General features: G+C 53.3%; 19 protein-coding genes. 17 read left to right on the top strand and 2 right to left on the bottom strand.

The genetic code is table 11. The annotated features are described in order from the left end of the window. The first annotated feature begins 234 nt into the window (after positions 1–234). Complete coding sequence (locus tag PHV74_07560) at positions 235–819, top strand: hypothetical protein (GenBank protein MDD5094219.1); 585 nt, start codon at positions 235–237, stop codon at positions 817–819. A gap of 53 nt (positions 820–872) precedes the next feature. Here the strand turns inward: PHV74_07560 and PHV74_07565 are convergent, their stop codons facing one another. After that, complete coding sequence (locus tag PHV74_07565; protein MDD5094220.1) at positions 873–1,121, bottom strand: hypothetical protein; 249 nt, start codon at positions 1,119–1,121, stop codon at positions 873–875. Beyond that, on the bottom strand, positions 1,118–1,729 hold the full coding sequence (locus PHV74_07570) for a tyrosine-type recombinase/integrase (GenBank protein MDD5094221.1): 612 nt from the start codon (positions 1,727–1,729) through the stop codon (positions 1,118–1,120). Before PHV74_07570 ends, PHV74_07565 begins: the two co-directional genes overlap by 4 nt. A gap of 445 nt (positions 1,730–2,174) precedes the next feature. On the opposite strand from PHV74_07570, the gene sucC reads away from it, so the two are divergent. From sucC to PHV74_07650, 16 genes are all read left to right on the top strand, one after another. Next, positions 2,175–3,353 carry an ADP-forming succinate--CoA ligase subunit beta gene (sucC, locus tag PHV74_07575; protein MDD5094222.1) on the top strand — a complete coding sequence of 393 codons (1,179 nt, stop codon included), beginning with the start codon at positions 2,175–2,177 and terminating at the stop codon, positions 3,351–3,353. 13 nt (positions 3,354–3,366) lie between these two features. Beyond that, positions 3,367–4,245: a succinate--CoA ligase subunit alpha gene (gene sucD, locus PHV74_07580; GenBank protein ID MDD5094223.1), complete on the top strand. Its 879-nt coding sequence runs from the start codon at positions 3,367–3,369 to the stop codon at positions 4,243–4,245. Between the two features lie 111 nt (positions 4,246–4,356). After that, positions 4,357–4,737: a phage holin family protein gene (locus tag PHV74_07585; GenBank protein MDD5094224.1), complete on the top strand. Its 381-nt coding sequence runs from the start codon at positions 4,357–4,359 to the stop codon at positions 4,735–4,737. Between the two features lie 140 nt (positions 4,738–4,877). Beyond that, complete coding sequence (locus PHV74_07590) at positions 4,878–5,444, top strand: RNA polymerase sigma factor (GenBank protein MDD5094225.1); 567 nt, start codon at positions 4,878–4,880, stop codon at positions 5,442–5,444. Then, on the top strand, positions 5,441–6,358 hold the full coding sequence (locus PHV74_07595; protein ID MDD5094226.1) for a zf-HC2 domain-containing protein: 918 nt from the start codon (positions 5,441–5,443) through the stop codon (positions 6,356–6,358). Before PHV74_07590 ends, PHV74_07595 begins: the two co-directional genes overlap by 4 nt. 294 nt (positions 6,359–6,652) lie before the next feature. After that, positions 6,653–7,102: a response regulator gene (locus tag PHV74_07600; protein ID MDD5094227.1), complete on the top strand. Its 450-nt coding sequence runs from the start codon at positions 6,653–6,655 to the stop codon at positions 7,100–7,102. 227 nt (positions 7,103–7,329) lie between these two features. Then, complete coding sequence (locus tag PHV74_07605) at positions 7,330–8,052, top strand: hypothetical protein (protein ID MDD5094228.1); 723 nt, start codon at positions 7,330–7,332, stop codon at positions 8,050–8,052. Positions 8,053–8,454: 402 nt separating this feature from the next. After that, positions 8,455–8,886: an MOSC domain-containing protein gene (locus PHV74_07610; GenBank protein ID MDD5094229.1), complete on the top strand. Its 432-nt coding sequence runs from the start codon at positions 8,455–8,457 to the stop codon at positions 8,884–8,886. Between the two features lie 18 nt (positions 8,887–8,904). Then, positions 8,905–9,750: a formate dehydrogenase accessory sulfurtransferase FdhD gene (gene fdhD, locus PHV74_07615; protein MDD5094230.1), complete on the top strand. Its 846-nt coding sequence runs from the start codon at positions 8,905–8,907 to the stop codon at positions 9,748–9,750. Positions 9,751–9,832: 82 nt separating this feature from the next. Next, positions 9,833–13,183, top strand: a complete 3,351-nt coding sequence (locus tag PHV74_07620) for an FAD-dependent oxidoreductase (GenBank protein MDD5094231.1) — start codon at positions 9,833–9,835, stop codon at positions 13,181–13,183. Positions 13,184–13,230: 47 nt separating this feature from the next. After that, positions 13,231–14,892, top strand: a complete 1,662-nt coding sequence (locus PHV74_07625; GenBank protein ID MDD5094232.1) for a PEP/pyruvate-binding domain-containing protein — start codon at positions 13,231–13,233, stop codon at positions 14,890–14,892. Positions 14,893–15,219: 327 nt separating this feature from the next. Next, complete coding sequence (locus PHV74_07630; GenBank protein ID MDD5094233.1) at positions 15,220–15,369, top strand: hypothetical protein; 150 nt, start codon at positions 15,220–15,222, stop codon at positions 15,367–15,369. Between the two features lie 157 nt (positions 15,370–15,526). Next, entirely contained in the window at positions 15,527–15,997 is a 471-nt protein-coding gene (locus PHV74_07635) for a hydrogenase iron-sulfur subunit (protein ID MDD5094234.1), read from the top strand. Between the two features lie 3 nt (positions 15,998–16,000). Beyond that, positions 16,001–18,982, top strand: coding sequence for a glutamate synthase-related protein (locus PHV74_07640; protein ID MDD5094235.1), 2,982 nt, complete (start codon positions 16,001–16,003; stop codon positions 18,980–18,982). 170 nt (positions 18,983–19,152) lie between these two features. Then, positions 19,153–21,801, top strand: a complete 2,649-nt coding sequence (locus PHV74_07645; protein MDD5094236.1) for a glutamate synthase — start codon at positions 19,153–19,155, stop codon at positions 21,799–21,801. 80 nt (positions 21,802–21,881) lie between these two features. After that, entirely contained in the window at positions 21,882–22,310 is a 429-nt protein-coding gene (locus PHV74_07650; protein ID MDD5094237.1) for a hydrogenase iron-sulfur subunit, read from the top strand. Positions 22,311–22,520: the final 210 nt, after the last annotated feature.

Raw genomic sequence — 22,520 nt, forward strand, 5'->3', positions numbered from 1 at the left:
GGAAGCCGGTGACCATCAAAGGAAGCCTCGGGAGATCTGTGGCGAAAGGGCCCGGTTTGAAGATGATGCGGAGGACGTCAGGCGGGGTGGTTTCTTCCAAAGAGAGGCCGGTCATGAGAGGGCATCGGAAATGCAAAGGGAAGCGGCGAGCCCAAACGGCTCAATTATAGTGCTTTGATCATATTGCCAAAGATGATACTACGTGCTACAGTACTATAATTTGGAGGTGAAACTATGAAGAAAATTATCATCTTGCTGCTTACAAGTATCCTCATTAGTATACTTGTCTCTGCGTGTGACGGGAATGATGGTCTTGGCCCGCAAGACAATACCCACACCCCAGCACAGGTAGAGGACACACCTCTCACAGAAGAAGAAATCTACGCTAACCTTTTGGCTAGAGCTGAGGGATTGGCTGAAGCATACGTCTCAGGGGATTACATGGAAGCTATTAGCTTCATGTATCCGAGAATAGTGGACATGGCGGGTGGGAGTAATGACGTGGCCGAGTCTCTCAAACAAGCGATTAAAGAAGACCAACTAGCTTTTCTCGCAATGAGTGCGGAAGACCCTATGGAGATCATTGAGAGTGGGGAGCGACTTTTTGTGATCGTTCCTATAGTAATGGAGGCACAGGACTTGGATGGAACGATGCTTATACGGTCCTTTCAGATAGGGGTCTCAGAGGATGGGGGAAATCAATGGTGGTTTATGGACAGTACAGGGATCGGGCCGAACCGGGAAATGTTCATTCTGATGTTCGGGGATCGGATTGATCAACTGGAGATACCAGAACCTGAGTTGCTGGAGTCCTATTGAGCGACTGGGAGACTATACCACCCCTTCAGAGCCTATCGGTTCAGATGTACTCTCTAAACCTTCTTTGTATAAACCAGAGTGGTGCTCTCCTCAGTCTTCACTGCATATAGATGCTTTGGGCTCGATATTAGGTGAATTGTATCATCCTGTGCCTGCCCTGAAGTTTTGATCTGCCGAATAGCTTCGTAAAGCCAGTTTGGGCATCCTGGAAGCGCATCGTCATTCCCTTTCATGAATAACTTCCAATGGAACTTCTTTGCATCCCAGATAGACGCCGGAATTGTTGTCTGAGTATTCATCATAGTTCCTCCTTTGGGTTATCAGGTTCGAGTTGTGTGGCCGGGGCGAGTTTCCCGGTGTCTCCTGCCGTTGGGCCATCAAAGGTCTTGCGATAATTCTCAATCGCTCTTTCTTGGCTTACCCACTGACTGTAATGGTCGGTCATCGCCAGAGACGAATGGCCCAGCAGGACACGTAGGCACAGAGGGTCTCCGCCATTCATGAGATAGTTGCAGGCAAATGTGTGCCGAAAGCAATGCAGACCCCGAGACTCTACGCCTGCCCTTTTACATACTCGTTGCACCATTTTATAGGTTCCAGAATATGAGAGTCTATCCATATGCTCAGACTCGAATCCGTAAGTAGTCATGAGATCGTGACAAACCCCATTGAATGGGATAACACGTTCCTTTGATCCTTTACCATGCACTTTAACGATCTTTCTCCTCACGTCTATGTCTGCGGTAGCAGTATCACTCAATTCGGTGGCTCTCAATCCGGTGTTGGCATACATGGCGATAATGATCTTATCTCTAGTATTACCACAGGCAGTAATCATCCTGGATACTTCTTCGTCACTGTAAATGGTGATAACACCTTTGGGTGTTTTCGGTGCGTTAACCTTATCCATCGGATTAGCTTTCACAAGACCCTCGGAATAAGCCCAGGAATAAAAGGACTTCAAGGCTACCCAATAATTTCTCAATCGGAATTTCGAGATGTTCCTGCGTGATTGCGCAACTATAAACAACTCGCAATGCTCTTTTGTTACAGCAGTTACTCGATGCGCTTGCAGATAGTCCACAAAATCAAACAAACAACGCTTGTAATCCCGAAGTGTTTTCTTCTTTAGGCCCTCAGATAATTTTGATGTTTCATATCTCTCGATCAACATACCAACATCCGCTAAAGTATATTTTCGACGGTGGCCCATACCTGCTATAATAGAACGGTTGTGCTCCAAAAGGCAGAGGGAAATAAGTACTAGGGCACCGTCTTGAAAACCGTTGGATGGCTTATGCTATCCCGTGGGTTCGAATCCCACTCCCTCCGCCAACATAAAGGAGGTTGTTATAGTGAAGGCCCATGAATACCAAGCAAAGAGCCTCTTCGCCGAATTCGGCATCCCGATCCCCAGGGGAAAGGTGGCCAACACACCCGAGGAAGCCAGAGCCATCGCCGCAGAAATCAAAGGAAAGGTCGTATTAAAAGCCCAGGTCCATGCAGGCGGCCGAGGCAAGGCCGGAGGAATCAAGATCGCCAATTCGCCGGATGAGGCAGCCAATCTTGCCTCAACACTGCTCGGCAAGAAGCTGATCACCCACCAGACCGGCCCGGAAGGAGTGCCGATCAACTCCATTCTGGTCGAAGAAGCGCTGGAGACCGAGCGCGAGCTTTACATGAGCATCATTATCGATGCAGCCACTGGCATGCCGGTGATCATGGCCAGCCAGGCAGGCGGCATGGATATTGAAGAGGTTGCCAGCAAAACACCGGAGAAGATCATCCGAACCCACATCAATCCCGGTATGCTGGGATTCCAGTCCTTCATGGCCCGGCAAATCGCTTTTGGACTAAACCTCAAACCCGATCAAGTCAAGCAGGCTGTCCCCCTGATCACCGGACTCTATCGCCTCTTCATCGCCAAGGATTGCTCATTGGCAGAGATCAACCCGCTGGTCGTCACCAAAGACGGTCGGGTGCTTGCTCTGGATGCAAAGCTCAACTTTGACGACAACGCACTGTATCGACGCAAGGACATTGATGCCCTGCGCGATACTTCACAAGAAGACCCTCTGGAAGTGGAGGCCAAGGCTAAAGGCATCGACAATTATGTCAAGCTAGACGGCAACATCGGAAATCTGGTGAACGGTGCAGGACTGGCAATGGCCGTTTTGGATACCCTCAAACTGGCTGGCGGCAATCCGGCCAATTTCCTGGATATCGGCACCATTAATGATCCCAATCGGGTGATCACTGCTTTGAAGATTATCACCGCAGATAAGGATGTGAAAGCCGTTCTGATCAATATCTTCGGCGGAATGACGAGAGTGGACGTGATTGCCAGCGGAATCGTAGAAGCCTTCAAGGTCATCGATATCAAAGTCCCATTCGTAGTCCGGCTGGCGGGCACCAATCTTGCCGAAGGGGAACGTATACTGGATCAATCCGGGTTAAATCTGATCAGGGCAAAAACCTTCCGCGAGGCAGCCGAGAAGGCAGTAGCTGCCGCTGCGGGAAAGTCTTCTAACTAAGAGGAGTATTGTAATGAGCATACTGATCAATGAAAACACCAGACTATGCATACAGGGCATTACGGGCGGTGAGGGAACTTTCCACGCTCGCGCCTGCATTGAATACGGCACGAAGATTGTGGCCGGTATGACCCCAAACAAGGGTGGCACACTCTGGGAAAACAAGGTGCCGGTGTTCAATACCATGCAGCAGGCCGTTAAGGAAACTGGAGCCAACGCCAGCATGATCTTCGTCCCCGCTCCGGCCGCCGCCGATGCTATTTTTGAAGCGGCCGATGCTGGCATCGCCACCATCGTATGTATCACTGAAGGCATACCCACCATCGACATGATGGCGGTCAAAAACTATCTCAAGGGCAAGAATATACGCCTCGTCGGGCCAAACTGCCCCGGCGTAATCTCGCCTGGTAAATGCAAAGCCGGCATCATGATCGCCAGCGCTTTCAGCCCCGGCAAGGTGGGTCTTTGCTCTCGCAGCGGGACGTTGACGTATGAAGTCGCCGCTATGCTCACCGAGATGGGGATAGGGCAATCCACCTGCGTGGGAATCGGAGGAGACCCGATCATTGGCTCGAATTTCGTTGATATTCTGGACCTCTTCCAGAAAGACCCCGATACCGAGGCCATCGTGATGATCGGAGAGATCGGCGGTTCTGCCGAGCAGGAGGCAGCCGCCTTCATCCAAAAGAACGTGACCAAGCCAATGGCCTCCTTCATTGCCGGCAGTGCTGCCCCTCCGGGGCGGCGGATGGGACATGCCGGTGCCATTATCACCGGAACTGCCGGACGCGCTTCTGAGAAGAAAAAGGCTTTGGCAGCCGTGGGTGTGAAGATTGCCGATAGCCCGGCCGAAATTCCCGCGAAGATTAAAGAAGCAATGGCTGCTCGATGAACTCGCGAGGAGGTCGCCCCAATTGAACCGGGCGACCTCCTCTTAAGCAATTGACAAACCGGTCCCAATCGCCTAAAGTGTCCGTATCCACTCACGGTATCCTTATGACACATGGCACATGAGCATCGCCCACCTGGGCCTGTCTGGAGTATCATCATCCGCCTCGCAGTGAATGCGGACGCTCTTTGTACGGCCGCATGGTTGATACCGGGCATCCATCTTGATGGATGGAAAGCTATCGTTATCGCTGCCCTCATCTTTGGCCTGATCAACACGTTCATTAAGCCTTTGATCTCAATTGTCACCTGTCTGTTTCAAGTCCTTACCCTGGGATTGTTCACTTTCGTCATCAACGCCGGTATGTTGTACCTGACATCGTGGTTAACCCAGCAGCTGGACTTGACTTTCACCATCGATAATTTCTGGTCGGCTCTGGTGGGCGCTGTCATCGTCAGTGTAGTCAGCTTCATTCTCACCAAGATTCTGCCATAATTCCACAGTCTCTCAACGATGCCGCCCTAGGAAACATCACATCACCCGCTAGTAAACAAGAGATCGAATTGCCCCCACTGGCTTGCACCTGTTAGCGCACCAGCATATAATCCCAACAGAAGGCTTTGAAGGGCACCTCATTGGACAATGACATCATCCAAGCAGAAATAGCCCTTGTTCACCACGCTAAAATGGGTGACAGGGAAGCGTTCGGACAGCTCATGGAAAATCATGCGCCCCGAGCCTATCGCCTCGCGTTCACCATTCTACAGAACCAGAGCGACGCTGAGGATGTGGTGCAAGAAGCATTTATCACGGCATATAAATCGATCAGTAAGCTGGAAAAGGAAGGCTCCTTCGTTTCATGGCTCAGCCGCATCGTTACCACCAGGGCTTACGATCTTCTGCGAAAAAAGCACCGGAATAATAAGACGATTGAAGAATCGACTTCCCAATTCAAGATGGAGCTTTCTCAAGGTATCACCAACCGCCGAGAGACCTCTCACGATTTCGATCTAGACCTTCGTGAAGCCATCAAAAGGCTGCCGGAAACTCATCGGGTGGTTGTCATGCTGCGCTACTCCGAGGATGCCACCACTGACGAAATCGCCGTTACGCTGAATCGCCCGGCGGGGACTATCCGCAGAATACTGAGCGAATCATACGGCTTGTTACGTCTTTATCTACAGAGGGACGATAATCCATGAAATGCGATAGAGCCAAGGAAGGATTTCAGAACTATATAGAAGGGGTGCTCACCGGAAGGGATCTTCTGGCACTCGAAGACCATCTCCGAAGCTGTCCGGATTGCCGCCAGGAACTGGACAGCTTGACGCAATTGGATGCTCGTCTAAGGCAAGAAGTTCCCTCATATTGGCAGAGCATCGAGCCTTCTGAAGGGTTCATGGCGCGGCTCAAACAGATTGAGATAGAACCCAAACCGGCTCCTGCCTTCAAGCCATTCGAGGGACTTTCAGCCCTGTGGGGCAAACACCGCACGGCATTAGCAGCAGGGCTAGCCGTCTGCATGGTAATCGTTCTGGCTCTGAGTGTTCCACAGTTTTTATCCTCGGGTGATGATGACGAATCCGAAATCGTCTCAAAGAATCTTACGCAAGGTGAATCAGCTACGAGCACCAATGATCGAATGCTCACGGACACAGGCGCATTAGGGGGGGATGCCGGAGCGCCTGGACCAGACGGAACTTCAGCATTGGTAACTCTTTCCCCTTCCGTGAGTGCCTCTGGCAGTGGGTTCACGATACCGTCGACAACACTGCCCCCAGAAGCGTCTCCCGCAATCAATTACACTGCCGAACAAGCATTGGCCTTAGAGATTGCTCTAGCGGATCCGAATGTCCAACAAGCTCTCCGAAACCGGGGGGGCGAAGATATCCAAATGTTTAGCGTCATAGATTTTGATTGCACCGGGACTACAGTAGTCCTGGAAAGCGAAAAGGCTGATCCCCAAGAACCTCCACTCTATATCCTTGCCTGTGTAAACCTGGATGATGGCAAGGTAATTGACTTTGTGTTGGCCCCCAACGAACTTCCTGCCACAATACCCGAACCCCCTACTACACCCACACCTTCACCGCTCTTCCCGGAACCATCCCAGTAAAATAGGATGGCGTCGGCAAGGCAAACTCCGCTAAAGAGACTTCTCTCTGATCTCAATCCCCCTGTTCGCGTTTCTGCCGCTTCAGGTATCCTTTGCCCGCCACCCAAGAAACTTCACATCTTTTGCACAAAATTCTACCCAATGTTTACCTTTCCTTAACTCGACCTTTACTATCGTTAACCAGTACTTTTACCTTGATGCGATAGGATAAAAGTACTAAGGGGAAGACCACCTCAAAACAAGCCCAAGTCCTTTTATCGACCGGAATGAGGTTAAGAGGTGAGGAGAGCCTGTATGAAATTGCAGACCACAAACAAGACCAGGGGAGCAAAAATGGAATCAAGCGTGATGATCATCGGCGATGAAGAGATTGCCAGCAGCAATCTTGCCTCGCTTCTCGAAGAAGCGGGCATCAAGGTTGCAGCGGCCTGCAATTGGACCTCGTGCCTTGAGAATCTGCGAGAGATATCACCCAGCGTTGTGATTGTGGAGGAAGAATCAGGTTCGGAAGGATGGGAAATTGCTTCCCAAATCCGCCGTGAATCTGATATCCCCATCGTCATATTGGGCACGATCAATAGTGAATTGGCCTGGGTTAAAGCGGCTGCACATGGCATCGATTGTTATCTGGCAAGGCCCTTCGGACCGACGGAGTTGGTAGCTAGGCTGAAATCTCTCATTCGTCGCCATGAGAGCATCCAGCAGAAACCTCAGCATGTTGGAAGCTATGAAGTGGCTTCTTGAAACGGTAAAGAGCACAAATGAGCCATTCATCAACCGAATTAGACATTAGTTCAAAAACAGTGGCTCACTGACCGAATTTTACAAGAACCGGGGATTTGGGAGCATGCAATATTCCGCACCAGCAGCATTGCTGTTGGTGCGCTTTGTGGTGACAGCCAGAGCAGCCAAGGTTAAGCAACTCTGAGCTTCGCTTCCCTCAAATTCGAAGAGATCGACAGGAGAGCATCATGGGAAACGAAAGAAGAAGGCGGTTGTGGGATCGTGAATTCGATGTGGTCAAAGACGGGCTGGATGAAGCCCAGGTAATTGCCTATGTTGAAGAACTGCATCGGAAATATGATGAGGCCCAGCAAATTCATGTGCCTGACTTCGCCCAAAAGCAGCGCGCCGAAGACACGCTAGCTGATGCCGAAAAGATCGCTCGCGAGATAGAGGAGCAATCAAGAATTAAAGCGCTCGAAATGATCACTGAAGCGGAAGCGAAGCTACAGGAAGTGCTGAAGGCCAAGAAGATCACAGAAACAAAGGCACAATCTATAGCAATTGATATCATCGCCAAGGCTGAAAAGAAGAGACAGTTAATTGAAGAGGAAGCGCAGGCAATTATCGAAACAGCTAGCAGAGAAGCAGCCCGTACCCGAAACGCAGCTCGACATCCCACACACACAGAACCCGCGATCGTTCCAGATATTCACAAGCCTTCAGAAAGGCCAAATAAACAGATAGCCGATATCCGATCAGAGGATTTAAATGATTCCCAGGAATTTGGAGCAAGTGCAGGTGAAACACCTCAGGAGATACATCGCGTCCTGACGAAACAATCAACAAATCACTCTCTCGCCGAAGGGGCAGTCAAGGAAAGACTGGAGGCCGAAGACTCGATATCCCAGAGATTCAGGCTTGGTCTAGCACATGTTCTGGGATGGATCAGGGGACAACCGTTCGAATAGGATTTCTCTACCCGTGACCGCGAGTCCTCATAAGAGAGATCAATCCGGTCTGGTGAACCCCATATACCGCATCCTCAGATCAACACCTTCGCCATGGCAATTTGAGACTCGCTTACCGTCACACACACCTTGGATCACTCCGCAGAGACCACGTCGCCCCTTTTCTACTAATGAACCCAGATCGCTGCATATTTATCCCCCGGATATCCGAGTCTCACATGCTTTTCAGGAAGGTGATGATTTCATCAATATCAGGCAACTGGCTTATCTCATAGACTGAGAGAGTCTGTTCCAGATTACCAGCCGAATTTGTCGTCGGGTTGCCCGACCCTTCAATCAATGCGATAATCAATCCTGGGACAGCAGACAATGTGATGCGAAAAAGCGCGGGAAGGTGATCATATGGCCAGGATAATCGCAGTGTGCCGCAGCAACACCAAAGGCGTTCCCAAAGAGCCGATCTCTCAGGGGGTCATCGAACTCGGCGGACTTCAGGGAGACGCCCACGCCGATTGCAGTACCCATCGTCAGGTAAGCCTGCTGGCCATCGAGAGCATCGAGAAGATGAGAAAGCTGGGCATGGATTTGAAGCCAGGGGATTTCGCCGAGAACCTCACCACCGAAGGAATAAACCTTGCGGCACTTGCTCCAGGCACACGAATCACTGTGGGGAAGGAGGTCGTTCTGGAAATCACCCAGATCGGCAAGGAGTGCCACTCCGGTTGTGCTATCATGAAACAGATAGGGAAGTGTATAATGCCAAAGGAGGGGGTTTTTGCCCGGGTTATCACGGAAGGAATCGTAAAGGCAGGAGATGCAATAGAATCCGTGTAGCCTATATGGAGTGCACAAATGGCTGAGGGGACTGAAAAAGTATCGATACTCAGGATAACTGATACCGAACGAGTAGAGACGGATGACGTGGTGGCTACGGAATTTCCGCTGACCATCATTCTCAATGGCCAGGAACTGGTGACCATGCTCTGCTCCCCGGACAAGATGAAATACCTGGCAATTGGATTTCTTGCCTCCGAAGGATTGATCAACACCAGGGCGGATATTAAGAAAGTTCTCGCGGATGAGCGCCAGGGGATCGTACGGGTGGAAACGGAGAGCGCGACACCCATCGATACTGGGGCCATCTTCAAAAGGTTCATCACTTCGGGTTGCGGAAAGGGGACCACTTTTTACTCAGTGGCCGATGCTAACAAACAGTCAAAAGTCGAATCGAAGACCATGATTTCCGCAGATCAAGTCTTCGCGCTGATGAGGGGATTCCGACAACGCTCCGAACTTTTCAGAGACACCGGTGGGGTTCACTCTGCCGCCCTCTCCGATGGAGAGACCATTCTTGTCTTCAGCGATGATGTGGGTAGGCACAATGCCGTCGATAAAATATTCGGCGAATGTCTCTGGGAGGAAATTCCAACCCGGGACCGAATCATCCTTACAAGCGGCCGAATATCTTCCGAGGTATTATTCAAAACGGCAAGAGCGGCGATTCCCATTATCATCTCCAAATCTGCTCCCACCAATATCGCCATACGCACCGCCTCGAATCTTGGGATTACGCTCATTGGCTTTGTCAGAGGCAAGCGAATGAATATCTATGCCAATAGCTGGCGAATATCGAATGGCCAAACGCCACAAAGCGCTGACAACGATGATGCTGAGAATCAAACAGCGCTGAAATATTGATGTAACAATTTAGCGGCATAATTATGTGCACGAGATTGTTGGGTATGATAGAGAGGATTCAATTGATCAGGGAGAAGAAAGAGTGACAACGCGTGTTGTGGTTATTGGCGGTAACATCGAAGGGGTGCAAGCGGCCCTGGATGTGGCCAACTGTAGAATAGAAGTCAGCCTGATTGAGCAATCCCCATCATTGCAGCAACTGCATGACGAGGAAGAGTCTGTATTGCTCCGTCCTAAGCTTCTGGAAGCAGCCCGTCACCCCAATATCCGTATCTTTACGGGCGTGGATATCGAGCAAACGGAAGGGGAAAAGGGCTCATTCCGAATAAAGGCATCCCAATCCCCGAGATATGTCAAAGCGGAAGATTGCACAAGCTGCGGGCGATGTCAGCTGGCTTGCCCAGTGAATTTATCTTCGCCACATGAAAGGGATATTCACAAGGCCATCCATCGTCCCGACTCGGGCTTGAAATCCGTGCCCTCAACCTGCCTCGTGGACAAAAACGGCGTACCGCCGTGTACCGCCGCTTGCCCCGCCGGGGTTAATGTTCAGGGATACGTGGCCCTGATCTCCAAGGGCAAGCATAAAGAGGCTCTGGCCCTAATCAGGGAGGCGGTCCCGTTCCCTCACATCCTGGGCCGGATATGCACCCATCCCTGCGAGACCGCATGCACCCGGGGAAAGATCGATCAGCCGATAGGCATTGCTTCACTCAAGCGATACCTCGCGGATATGGAACCTGCTCAGTTCGCCCCTCTCTCCTCCGAAGCGGAGCCATTTTTAAGCACAGGCCGAGTGGCCATCATCGGGGCCGGACCGGCAGGATTGACCTGCGCCCGCGATCTGTTTCGCATGGGCCATATGTCCACCATTTTCGAATCCCTCCCGATGGCTGGCGGCATGTTAGCTGTTGGCATGCCGCGGTTCCGGCTGCCCCGTGAAGTTCGAGAGGCTGAAGTCAAAGGCATCACCGACCTGGGAATTGAAATCAGGACGTCCACGCCCATTGGAAAGAACCTCACAATAACCGATTTGCGCCATCAGGGATACGACGCCATCTTTCTGGCCATCGGATGCCACGTTGGACTGAAGGTGGGAATACCGGGTGAAGACCTGGAAGGCGTAGCCACCGGCGTGACTTTCCTCCGAGCATTGCGGCTGAAGTCGCCCGTCCGAATGGGCCACAAGCTGGTCGTCATCGGCGGGGGATACACCGGCATCGACGTGGCCCGCGCTGCCGTCCGCATGCACTGCTACAAAGTACATATCATCGAAAAATATACGCTGAACGAAGTCTCCGCTACTCCGGCCGAGGTGTTGGAGACAACCGAGGAAGGCGTTAAAATTCAATTCTTGACTTCTGCCCTCAGAATTATCGGTGAAAACGGCCGGGTGGTGGGCGTAGAATGCCAGCGCTTTAAAGTGGAGGGCATCGTTGAGAATGGGCGTCCCTGGCTGGTGCCGATTGAGGGATCAGAATTCATTATTGAGGCAGATACCGTTGTCGTCGCCATTGGACAATCGCCGGACCTCTCCTTTTTCAAGGATGTGGTGGATACGGATAGAGGCGTTATTAAAGTCGATCCGCTCACCCTGAGCACCAATGTGCCGGGGATATTTGCCGGTGGCGATGCAGCAACCGGGCCAAAATCAGTAGTCGATGCCGTGGCTGGTGGCCGTCGCGCCGCTGTATCTATCGATCGATACTTGCGCGGTGAGGATATAAGAGCCGGGAGAACCCTTGCCCGGCCGACACCCGTCGAGGTAAATTTGAGTCAGATGGATGTACCTCCCGGTAAGCGCCGCCGCATCCCCGTTTTACCCATTAGGAAACGGGTCAAAAACTTCGAAGAGGTGGAGACGGGATACACCACGTTTATGGCGATTAGAGAGGCAGAGCGATGCCTCAACTGCGGCGGATGCAGCGAGTGTATGGAATGCGTGAAAGCCTGCGAACTGGAGGCAATCGATCACAGGCTGCCAGCCCGGAAGATTCAGTTCGAGGCCGAGGCTGTCGTATACGCCACGAACGGAGATGGAGTAGTTCCGGACAAACCCTCTGAGCCAGGCATCTATACACTAGGAAATGCCTCGAAGGACGGGATTATCGCGGAGAGGCTCACACGCGCTTCTGCGATTGCGGGAAGAGTAGTTACCGATCTAGGCAATTATGGTTCAATTGTCAATGAAGCCCCTGGATCAATGCTTGCAGAGAGCCCTAGAACCGCCAGTCAGCTTTCCCTCCCCAGCGAGCCGAGAGTCGGCGTTTTTGCCTGCCGTTGCGGCGGCAGTATCAGCGAGAGTGTTGATATTCCCACACTGGTTGCCCACTTCTCGGGAAGAAGCGGAGTGACATATGCCCATCAGATCGGGTACGCCTGCAGCGATGAAGGCGCGCTTGAAATAAGGAATCACGCCAGACAGAATGATCTGACTCATGTGGTCGTAGCCGCTTGTCCCTGCTGTGCCCTCGATCAGATTTGTTTCAGTTGCTCGGATCGCCGGATGGAATGCAAGGAGAAATTGCTGGGACCAAGCTCTTCTGACGGGCTATGTTATGAGTTCGTCAACATTCGGGAGCACTGTGCGTGGGTTCATGACGACGAACCCGAAATAGCACTGGAGAAAGCGAAGGCTTTAATCCGGGCAGGGATTGCCCGAGCACAAGAGGGCCTACCCTCAGCCAATCTGGTGAAGGAAGTCAAGAGATCGGTCGTAATTATCGGCAGTGGTTTGGGTGGACTGCAAGCTGCCTCCGATCTCTCCCAACAAGGGTTCCAAACCACCCTGATACCCGGTGATTTCGCCAAAGACGCGATGATGACAGAAACTTCGGCTTCACTTCTAGCAGAGCTGAAGCGCAACAGCGGAAGGATTCTTGAAGACGGGCGAGCAGAGGATGTGCAGGGTTCGGTCGGAGATTTCCGCATACTGGTTGAGCGCCAGGGAAAACTGCTCAGCCTGAATGCCGGGGTTGTCGTCATTGACCTCAGTGCAAAGGGATCAATGCGGCTGCCGGAGATGCTTGAGAGCGCAGGAAATGGTAGCTGGAGCGAGTTAGATCAAGCGGCAAGCCGCATCCCCGGGATTTTCCTGTGCGGCACCGATCACGCCACTGCCAGCTTGCAAGGAGCGGCGGCAGCCAGCAAGGCTTCCGCCCTGCTACGCAAGGGACATATGCAAATGGTGCAGACCATTGCAACAGTCGATCCGCTTGTCTGCCGCGGCTGCGGAACCTGTGCGGCGATTTGCGAGTTCGGAGCGCCTTCGCTCAGCGAACAGTCTGATGGCATTTCTGTCTCGCAAATCGATGCGGCTCTATGCCGCGGCTGTGGAACCTGTGCAGCGCACTGCCCCTCCAATGCCATCACTCAGAACGGCTTCAGCGATCGTCAAATGGCTTGCGCGCTCGAAGCGATGCTCACCGGGTAAGTCAAAACCGCCGAGTTGCATGATCAGGCAAAACAGTTTGGAGCAGAATGGGCACCGCCACAATCCACAGCGGGATCGAAGCCCTGGATGAAGTCCTGCAGGGAATTCGTCTGGGCGATAACGACCTCTTCCGGCTTCGCCTGCAATTGACCCGCGATTCGGCTATTTCCCATGATGGGTTTCAAGAGGTAGAGCAGCGTTTCCTGGCCAGTCACTTCTCAGAGGCCATCCAGGAACAATTTCGTTCCATGCTTGACTACTATGGGCAAGCACCGATCATCGTGCGATCAAGCAGCTTGTTGGAAGACAGTTTCGGCAATGCGTTTGCAGGTAAATACCGCAGCATCTTCAGCGCCAACCAGGGGGACCCCGAGATCCGGCTGGCTTCGTTTATACACGCCGTCAAACTGGTTTATGCCAGCGCGCTCAATCCCAACGCTCTTTCCTATCGCCGAAAACGGGGCTTGAGCGAAAACGATGAGCAGATGGCCATACTCGTTCAGCGAGTTTCAGGCATGCCGTACCGAAACTATTTCTTTCCTGCCATGGCCGGGGTTGCGCTATCTCACAACCTCTTCGCCTGGAATGACGTCATAGATCCTCGCAAGGGCATCATCCGCCTGGTTTTCGGATTAGGCACCCGCGCTGTGGAGCGCGTGGGATCGGATTACCCCCGCATGGTGGCCATCAGCCATCCCCATCTGCGTCCGGAGGTGGGATCGAAGGTGGCCAAGTATTCTCAACATCAGGTCGATCTCCTTGACCTGCAGGCAAACCAGTTCGAGAGCCTCTCATTGAGTGACGTGCTGGATGATAAGACTTATCCCAATCTCCATCTTATGGTCTCCGTTATGCGCGATGGCTATCCTTATGGCCCTGTCACTATTCAGGTTGACGGCCAGCCGGACCACATGGTGCTCACCTTCAACAATCTGCTCCGCCGAACGGACTTAGTATCCTTCATGGGAGAGATGCTGACCAGACTGGAGGAGGCATACGGACAACCAGTGGAGGTGGAATTCACCGCCTCAGTAGACGCACAGGAGCACGTGCGAGTCAATCTGCTTCAATGCCGCCCCCTCTTTTCCCCAAGCTCGCTGGGAAGAATACAAATACCCACCCGCCTGGAACGCCGACAGATTCTGTTTCGATGCAATCGCATGATCTGTGGCGGGACCGTAAAGCAAATCGGCTACATCCTTTATATCGACCCCCAGAAGTACAATGCCATTTCTTCGATGGAAACAAAGAAGGCTCTGGGGCGACTGGTGGGACAAATCAATCGCCACGCCGCCATCAAAAGCAGCAAGATCATGATGATGGGGCCGGGCGGAGGGGGGAGCAGCAACATCAACCTGGGCATCAATGTCAGTTATGCCGATATCGATAACGCGGCGGTGCTGGTGGAAATGGCGCTGGAAGAAGCGGGCCACGTCCCTGAGGTTTCCTACGGAACACACTTCTTTCTGGACCTGGTGGAATCGCAAATCATCTATTTGCCCTTGTATCCTGACGACGCGGCAGCGGAGTTTCAGAGTGAATTCTTCCGAAAAGCACCCAACACCCTCAGCCAACTCTTGCCCGATGCTGCTGACTATGAATCAGTCCTCCATCTCATCGATGTGCCCCGGGCAACCGACGGAGTTTTTGCCCAGGTAATTGCCGACCCTCAACACCATCAAGCCGTGTGTTTCCTGGACAAAGTATGATGTCATTCCCGTGGAAACGGGAATCCAGTAGGTGCGGCGTGGGTAGGTAAAACAAAACCCGCAATTTTGCATCAAAGAATGAATCCCGACCAGAATAGGCATGACGGTCCAAAAAGGGTTCGTGCCGAGTCCTGTCAAAACATGAAGGATAAGATAGCCCTCCGCCATGCTCAGAGGCGAACGGACGGGGAGAAAATTCTACACGTCATGCCTTCCGAGTGTCACCCTGAGCCATCCTGAGCCATAGAGAAGGGTCTCAGGCTCTTCGTTCGCACTGTTCAGAAACCCCCTTGCCTGTAAAGGGAAACGCCTTAATCCGTTTCCCCGGTGAAAACCGGGGCCCAAGAGCGACTGGATTCCGGCCTTCGCCGGAAAGACAAATGGGGCGTGATGGACTTGTCGCGCAGAGTTTCTTGCCGGGCGCATCCCACCCGCGCCGAATCGGAAACTCAGAATGACAAAAAGATTGACTTCTGACACCTGAAAGGCGGGTGCCCATTCCCCAATGGCAAGGACCCTGATCTTCCGATCCCAACTCTTTTGAAACATCTTGACAAAACACGTGCGGTTGGATATCATAGGAGTCGCTCAGTAGGCAAACAGTTGCCTACTGCCTGCCAGAAGAGAGGCGGACATGTCACCGATCCAGACGCAAGAAATCAGGAACATCAGGCAGAACGATCAAGGGCTTCCTTTCGAGACCGAGATTGTGGTTCTTTATTGCGGACGTGCTCTGACCGAGGGGAATCACCTGCCCGAGGGAAGAAGCAGAAGCCACGGTTTTTCGGTCCGGTTCATCAAGCTGGCCTGCAGCAGCAAAATCGAGGTCGGCAATTTAATCAGCCTGATTGAGGAGGGGGTCGACGGAGTGGTGCTGGTCGCGTGCCCTCAGGAACAGTGTCAATTCATGCTGGGAAGTATCCGCGCTAAAAATCGGGTCAAAAAGGCCCGCCGCCTGCTCGAAGAAACAGGCATGGATGGGGGTCGGCTTGGCTTTATTCAGGCGCATAATCTTTCCGACAAGGGTTTTGTTGACATCGCGGAGAACCACGCCGAGACGGTAAGGAACCTCGGCCCGAATCCGATGAAGTCGATGGAGAGATAAACCATGCCACAGAAATACCATATTCATACCCAACCACTCCCACCGAGGTTTGAGCGAATTTCGGAGTTCTGCACAATTGAAAGCAAACAGTGCCTCAACTGTCGGCTCTGCGTCAAGACGGATGCGTGTGTCTATAAGGTGAACCAGAAGCGCGGATTTGACACAGTTCAAGCCCTCGATCCCGGCGATCATGGCTGTATGGGCTGCCTGCGCTGTGTTCAGGAGTGCAAAGGGAATATTTTATCGAGGATAAAGAACTCCCGCTTCGACGCCATGGGAGATGACTACTGGACGCCCCAGATCATTGCTAATATATGGAACCAGGCGGAAACGGGCAAAATCCCTGTATCGGGCGCCGGATATCGCGGGCCGTTCAGCGGTCCCGGATTCGACCAAATGTGGACCGACATGTCGGAAATCGTGCGCCCGACTCGTGACGGCATTCACGGCCGGGAGTACATCAGCACGGTGATCGAGCTGGGCCGAAAACCGGAAAGGCTTGAATTCGACAGCAGAGGGAACCTTCTGACGGATGCCCTCCATTTTCATGAATTACCGCTACCTATCATACTGGATGCGCCCGCAATCGGAATCACCAGTGATTCCGCCCGGAGAGCCATCGGCAGTGCTGCCGCCAATCTTGGCACACTTGCGGTGGCCGACTACGCAGAAGCTTGCGGATCGCTGGCAAAATATCGCCGAAACCTGATCGTCAAATTCGATCCCAGCAAGCATTCGATCTCCGATCTCGAAGGCGTTCCGGTCATCGAACTGGCTTACTCCGACGACGTGATCGGCAACATGGCTCAAATCAAGGCGATAAGCCCGAGCACGATTATTTCGATCCGGCTTCCTCTCGATGAGCACGCAGCAACGAGGACAACCGAACTCGTCAAGACCGGAGCAGAAGTGATTCACCTTCAGGCTGGTCCCAAAGGAAGAGGGCTCGGCAGAAAGAAGGATGATTTCGTCACGCAACTGGTTCGCGAGGTTCACCTCCGTCTGGTGGAACATTCCATCCGCGAGCAGGCCACGATTTTGATATCGGGTGGGATTGCCATGGCTGAACACATGGTCAAAATACTCCTCTGCGGCGTCGATGGCGTGGGGGTTGACATGGCGCTCATGGCTGCGATGGAATGCCGACTCTGCAAAGACTGCGGCCCGGAGATCGATTGCCCGGTTCAGCTCGAAGAGATTCCAGTAGAATACGGCGCGCAACGGATCATTAATCTGATCGGCTCCTGGCACTCCCAGCTCATCGAGTTGATGGGCGCTATGGGCATACGTGAAGTCCGGCGACTGCGCGGAGAAGTGGGCAGGGCAATGTTCTTCAACAACCTGGAATATGAGAACTTCGCCCCGATTTTCGGTGTTCGAGTTAATGGCAACGGCTCTAAGACTCTGCCTGAGGCGGCCGCGGAACCAGCAATCCCTGCGATAGAACTCGATCCATGGACTTTCCCTCTGGCGGAAGGGCTGGTCAAAAACTGCCCAACGAGATATAAGAACCGGCTCTCGAAATACCGGATTGTCAGGTCTGCTGCATGTATCGCCTGCGGCAAATGCGCCGAGGTCTGTGCCTACGACGTCCACGAAAAATCAGGGTCCCGCATGATGTTTCCCAAAGCACATCAATGCGTGGGACCGGAGATATGCCGTCAAAAAGGTACATCTTGTGAAGATAACTGTCCGCAGAAAGCCCTCCAAGTGGGACCCGATCCCATCTGGGAAACCTTTGGGGATCCTCGCTGGACCCCCGAACTGATCGTGAGCACCTGGGCGCAGGCGGAGACGGGAAGACCATCTGAAAACGGCCTTGAATACCGTGTGGGAGCATCGGGAGGCGGATTCGACCGGATTGACCTGGTGTTCCCGGAGAAACCGGCCGACCCGATTCTCAAACCGCAAGATATCGACCTGTCCATGAAACTTAACCGGCGGAAGGATGACCATCGGCCACAGGTAGAGATCGGGTTGCCCATTTACAGTGGCGGCATGAGCTTCGGATCGATCAGCCTGGCCATGATGGTGGGAAAAGCCAGAGCCTACTCGGCCTTCAACTCTTTCACCTGCACCGGCGAAGGCGGATATCCCGATGCGCTGGTTCCCTATGCCGATAACGTTATCGTGCAGGTGGCCACCGGTCTTTTTGGGGTCAGAGAAGAGACGATCAGGCGATCCCCCCTCATTGAGTTCAAATACGCCCAGGGAGCAAAACCAGGCCTCGGAGGGCATCTGTTGGGAGATAAGGTAACCCCCGCGGTGGCCAAAATGCGCGAGTCGGTGCCGGGGAATTCGCTCTTTTCGCCGTTCCCGTTCCATTCCGTCTACTCGGTGGAGGATCACAAAAAGCATCTCGACTGGATCAAGGCCATCAATCCCAGGGCGCTTGTCTCGGTCAAGGTATCCAGCCCGAACGACGTCGATATGGTGGCGGTGGGCAGCTATTATGCCGGGGCGCATATCATTCATATCGACGGCAGTTATGGCGGAACCGGAGCCGCGCCCGATATCGCTAAAAAGAACATCGCCATGCCGCTGGAGTACGCCATTCCCAAAGTCCATCAGTTCCTGGTGGCCGAGGGTATCCGCGAAGAGGTTACGCTCATTGCTTCGGGCGGAATCCGCACCGCCTGGGACATTGCTAAAATCATTGCGCTGGGCGCCGATGGCGTTGTGCTGGGAACCTCGGAGATGGTGGCGCTGGAGTGCATTCGCTGCGCCAGATGCGAGAGCGGGCGCGGATGCGCACGTGGGATAGCCACCACCGATCCTGAGCTATCGAACACTTTCAGCGCCGAATGGGCATCGCAGCGTCTGATCAACCTGCTTCATTCTTACGCAATTCAGATTCAGGAGATTCTGTGGCGATTCGGAATGAAGTCCGTGAAGGAACTGGTCGGCCGGTCAGACATTCTGTCGCACCGGGATTACATCGGCAAGACCGCACCGACTGCAAGGGAGCTAGTGGCAGCACGATGAGACGAGAGTGCAGAGACACTTCTCAGCCGGGGTTTTAGGGGTGTCCCCTAAACCTGTTGTTCCGCCCCCTTTCCTTAACCAAGGAGAGGGGGATCGAGGGGGAGAGGTCAGCATGGATTACCCATCATGATCGGTAATGACATTGAAACTGAATCGCACAGGAAAACAAGATGAGCCACACAGAAGCTTTACAAGAGAAAATCTTCCGAAGCATCCTCGATTCGAGGAAGAAGCTGGTCGCTGAAGCGCCCTTGATTTCTCACGGCAAGGCGGCGGAGGAAGGCGGCTGCGGCGTCGTCGGATTTGCCGCCAGCGTTCCGGTGGGGGGACGGCATATTTTTGAGCCCTCAGTGCAAATGCACAATCGCGGAAACGGCAAGGGCGGAGGAATTGCCTGCGCCTGTCTGAATCCCAAACAGCTTGGGCTGGATGAAACCACCCTCCGCAATGACTATATTCTGCAAATCGCTCTCATCGACCCGCAGGCTGAGAAGGAAATCGAGGAACAGTTCGTCGCTCCACATTTCAGGATCGATCACAAGACGAGCGTGAAGGCCGCTGTCGACTGGAGAGAATTGGGGCTTCCCGTTCAACCGCCGGATATCGTGCGCTACTTTGTGCGAGTTGCAGATGACCCGCTGGCAAGATTCGCCAGGGAAAACGCTCTGACGAAGATGCCGGAAAGGGACATCGAGGATGAATTCGTTTATCAGAACAGCGTCCGGCTCAACCAGCAGTTTTATGCCTCGCTGGGAGACAAACGCGCATTTGTCCTTTCTCACGCCCGGAACCTGATGATATTCAAAATCGTGGGTTATGCCGAGCAGGTAGTGCAATACTACGGGCTGGAAGACTTCCAGGCTCAAATCTGGATTGCACACCAGCGCTATCCGACCAAAGGCCGCGTGTGGCATCCGGCAGGGGCGCATCCCTTCATCGGCATGAATGAGGCCCTGGTTCATAACGGCGATTTTGCCAACTATCACAGCGTGTCGGAATATCTGCGCCAGCATCATATCGCCACGCAGTTTCTGACCGATACCGAAGTCTCGGCGTTGCTCTTCGACCTGTTGAGCCGAACATACCAATATCCGCTCGAATACGTGATCGAGGCGCTGGCTCCCACGATCGAACTGGACTTCGATATGCTCCCTGTGGAAAAACAACGCGTCTACCGCATGATTCAATCGATGCACGTGCACAGTTCTCCGGATGGACCGTGGTTTTTCATTATCGCCCAGAGCAGGCCGGACGAGGATATGTACCGTCTCATCGGCATAACGGATACCGCCATGCTTCGTCCGCAGGTGTTCGCCATTCAGGAAGGGGATGTTTCCATCGGGCTGGTCGCCTCAGAAAAGCAGGCTATCGATGCCACGCTTCACTCGCTTTCTCAAGATGACTCGCGCTTCCGGCCGGTCGCCGATCGGTACTGGAACGCGCGCGGCGGAAGCCATACGGATGGCGGGGCGTTCTCCTTCACGCTCAAAAAGAACACCGACGGCTTTGATCTTTCATGCGCCGACAAGTTCGGCAAGCTGATCACTGTGCCCGATGGCGAATACAGAATCAATCTGAAAAACAAACTGGCGGTTCCGGCTGAAGGGCAGAAACTGATCGAACAGGTTCGAGTCGCCATTGCTTCGGGCAAGACTGAAGAAGCATTCAGCACAATCGTGGGCGGCTTGAAATCCTGGGGCTTCGATCAATTGCGATGGTTGCTTGGAGAGATCGAGCAAATGGCTTCCCATGGCGATGATCAAAAGGAAGGCGCTCTGGCTCTGTTGACTCTGCTCAATGATCGCCGTTACGATTGCGGCCGGATGCGGCACAGTTCGGTGTTGGAGTTAGTGAGAAGCAGTATCGATGCCGTCCTCGACTCTGTGCCGATGTTGTCCTCCAACAGCAATAGCCGATTCGCTCGGATCGACTGGGATTCCCGCCACAGCCTCAGAAAGCCGGAGAGGAACGAGAAGATACTGGTGATCTACGCGCAGGACTTTCCGCCGGAAGGCGATGAGTGTGATTCGCAACTGGCGGTCCGGGCATTTGAACGGGGCTGGAATCGATTCATTGTATATGGACTGAAAGGACAGCGGTTTCATGGCTGCGCATTCGGGCCTCACACCGAATGGGTGAGATTCGATATCTATGGCTCTTCCGGCGACTACCTGGCCTCCGGGATCGACGGCATGGAAATCCATGTTCACAACAACGCGCAGGATCAGCTCGGGCAGATCATGAAAAAGGGCCGATTGGTGGTCTATGGAGACGTCGGCCAGACCTTCATGTACGGGGCAAAAGGCGGCGAGATCTATATCATGGGCAATGCCGCCGGAAGGCCGTTGATCAACGCTGTCGGCAAACCGCGAGTGGTGATCAACGGAACGTGCCTGGATTTTCTGGCAGAGTCTTTCATGGCCGGAGATCCGCACAAAGGCGGCGGGTTTGTGGTACTGAACGGAGTGGAGTTTGACGATCACGGACGGGTACGCGAACAGCCGACTCCTTATCCGGGGTCAAACCTCTTCTCGCTGGCCTCAGGGGGAGCCATATTCGTGCGCGACCCGCACCGAAAACTGGTGGAGGAACAGCTCAATGGCGGCGAGTTCGCACAGGTAGATGATAAAGACTGGCAATTAATCCTGCCGTATCTGCAAAAGAACGAGGAACTCTTCGGCATTTCTGTCGAGAGAGACCTCCTTACAGTCAACGGCCAGATGCTATCGCCGGGTGTGGTCTATCGCAAGGTCAGACCAGCCAGTCTGGCAGTGCTCGCCAAAACGCCGGCTCAAGAGAAGGTATTGGCTCATTCGTAAGGATGAGAGAAGAAGCGATCCGGGCACAACCCTTCGGCGTCTGGTAATGCTCTCGCCTCAAAACCTTCCAAGGGGATGACATGGCAGAATCTCAACAACCAAAAGTGGTGGCTTTTTGCTGCCATTATTGTGCCTATTCAGCCGCCGATCTGGCGGGTTCGATGCGGCTGGAGTATTCCCCTAATGTGCGCGTCGTGAAACTGATGTGCACCGGGAAGGTCGATGCCCTTCTCCTGATGAAGGCTTTTGAGAATGGCGCAGATGCGGTTTTTGTGGCCGGATGTCATGAAGGAGACTGTCACTTTCTGGAAGGGAATCTGCGAGCGAGCAAACAGGTCGAGCGCGCCCGGAAGATGCTGGAGGAAGTGGGAATCGAAGGGGATCGATTAAGGATGTATCACATCGGCGCATCGGATGCGCCGTCATTTGCCGCTGCCGCCAATGAGATGACCGAGAAGGCGCGGCAGCTTGGGCCGAGTCCATTAAGGAAAGACAGGGTTACTTTATAGGAAAATGCAAAGACACTTCTCTGCCGGGGTTTTAGAGCCTGCCCTGAGCATGCCGAAGGGGGTGTCCCCTAATATTCAAAATCCTCTTCCCCCAAAGAGTTGGGGGATACAGGATGCAATTGCAGGAAATGAGGCTCCCTTCAACCTGGCAATAGTCCTGCATGCAGTGATGCCCAAGAAGAGAAAACAGTGAAGGTTACTTCAAGACCT

This window comes from Dehalococcoidia bacterium (genome assembly GCA_028711995.1).
Taxonomy (GTDB): Bacteria; Chloroflexota; Dehalococcoidia; order SZUA-161; family SpSt-899; genus JAQTRE01.

What these genes read in the sequence shown, in the direction of transcription:
- PHV74_07625 (MDD5094232.1), top strand. Translation starts at nt 13,231, where the DNA reads ATGGGCACCGCCACAATCCACAGCGGGATCGAAGCCCTGGATGAAGTC.
- PHV74_07560 (MDD5094219.1), top strand. Translation starts at nt 235, where the DNA reads ATGAAGAAAATTATCATCTTGCTGCTTACAAGTATCCTCATTAGTATA.
- PHV74_07640 (MDD5094235.1), top strand. Translation starts at nt 16,001, where the DNA reads ATGCCACAGAAATACCATATTCATACCCAACCACTCCCACCGAGGTTT.
- PHV74_07645 (MDD5094236.1), top strand. Translation starts at nt 19,153, where the DNA reads ATGAGCCACACAGAAGCTTTACAAGAGAAAATCTTCCGAAGCATCCTC.
- PHV74_07610 (MDD5094229.1), top strand. Translation starts at nt 8,455, where the DNA reads ATGGCCAGGATAATCGCAGTGTGCCGCAGCAACACCAAAGGCGTTCCC.
- PHV74_07595 (MDD5094226.1), top strand. Translation starts at nt 5,441, where the DNA reads ATGAAATGCGATAGAGCCAAGGAAGGATTTCAGAACTATATAGAAGGG.
- fdhD (MDD5094230.1), top strand. Translation starts at nt 8,905, where the DNA reads ATGGCTGAGGGGACTGAAAAAGTATCGATACTCAGGATAACTGATACC.
- PHV74_07605 (MDD5094228.1), top strand. Translation starts at nt 7,330, where the DNA reads ATGGGAAACGAAAGAAGAAGGCGGTTGTGGGATCGTGAATTCGATGTG.
- PHV74_07570 (MDD5094221.1), bottom strand. Translation starts at nt 1,729, where the DNA reads ATGGATAAGGTTAACGCACCGAAAACACCCAAAGGTGTTATCACCATT.
- PHV74_07635 (MDD5094234.1), top strand. Translation starts at nt 15,527, where the DNA reads ATGTCACCGATCCAGACGCAAGAAATCAGGAACATCAGGCAGAACGAT.
- PHV74_07650 (MDD5094237.1), top strand. Translation starts at nt 21,882, where the DNA reads ATGGCAGAATCTCAACAACCAAAAGTGGTGGCTTTTTGCTGCCATTAT.
- PHV74_07585 (MDD5094224.1), top strand. Translation starts at nt 4,357, where the DNA reads ATGGCACATGAGCATCGCCCACCTGGGCCTGTCTGGAGTATCATCATC.
- PHV74_07600 (MDD5094227.1), top strand. Translation starts at nt 6,653, where the DNA reads ATGAAATTGCAGACCACAAACAAGACCAGGGGAGCAAAAATGGAATCA.
- PHV74_07565 (MDD5094220.1), bottom strand. Translation starts at nt 1,121, where the DNA reads ATGATGAATACTCAGACAACAATTCCGGCGTCTATCTGGGATGCAAAG.
- sucD (MDD5094223.1), top strand. Translation starts at nt 3,367, where the DNA reads ATGAGCATACTGATCAATGAAAACACCAGACTATGCATACAGGGCATT.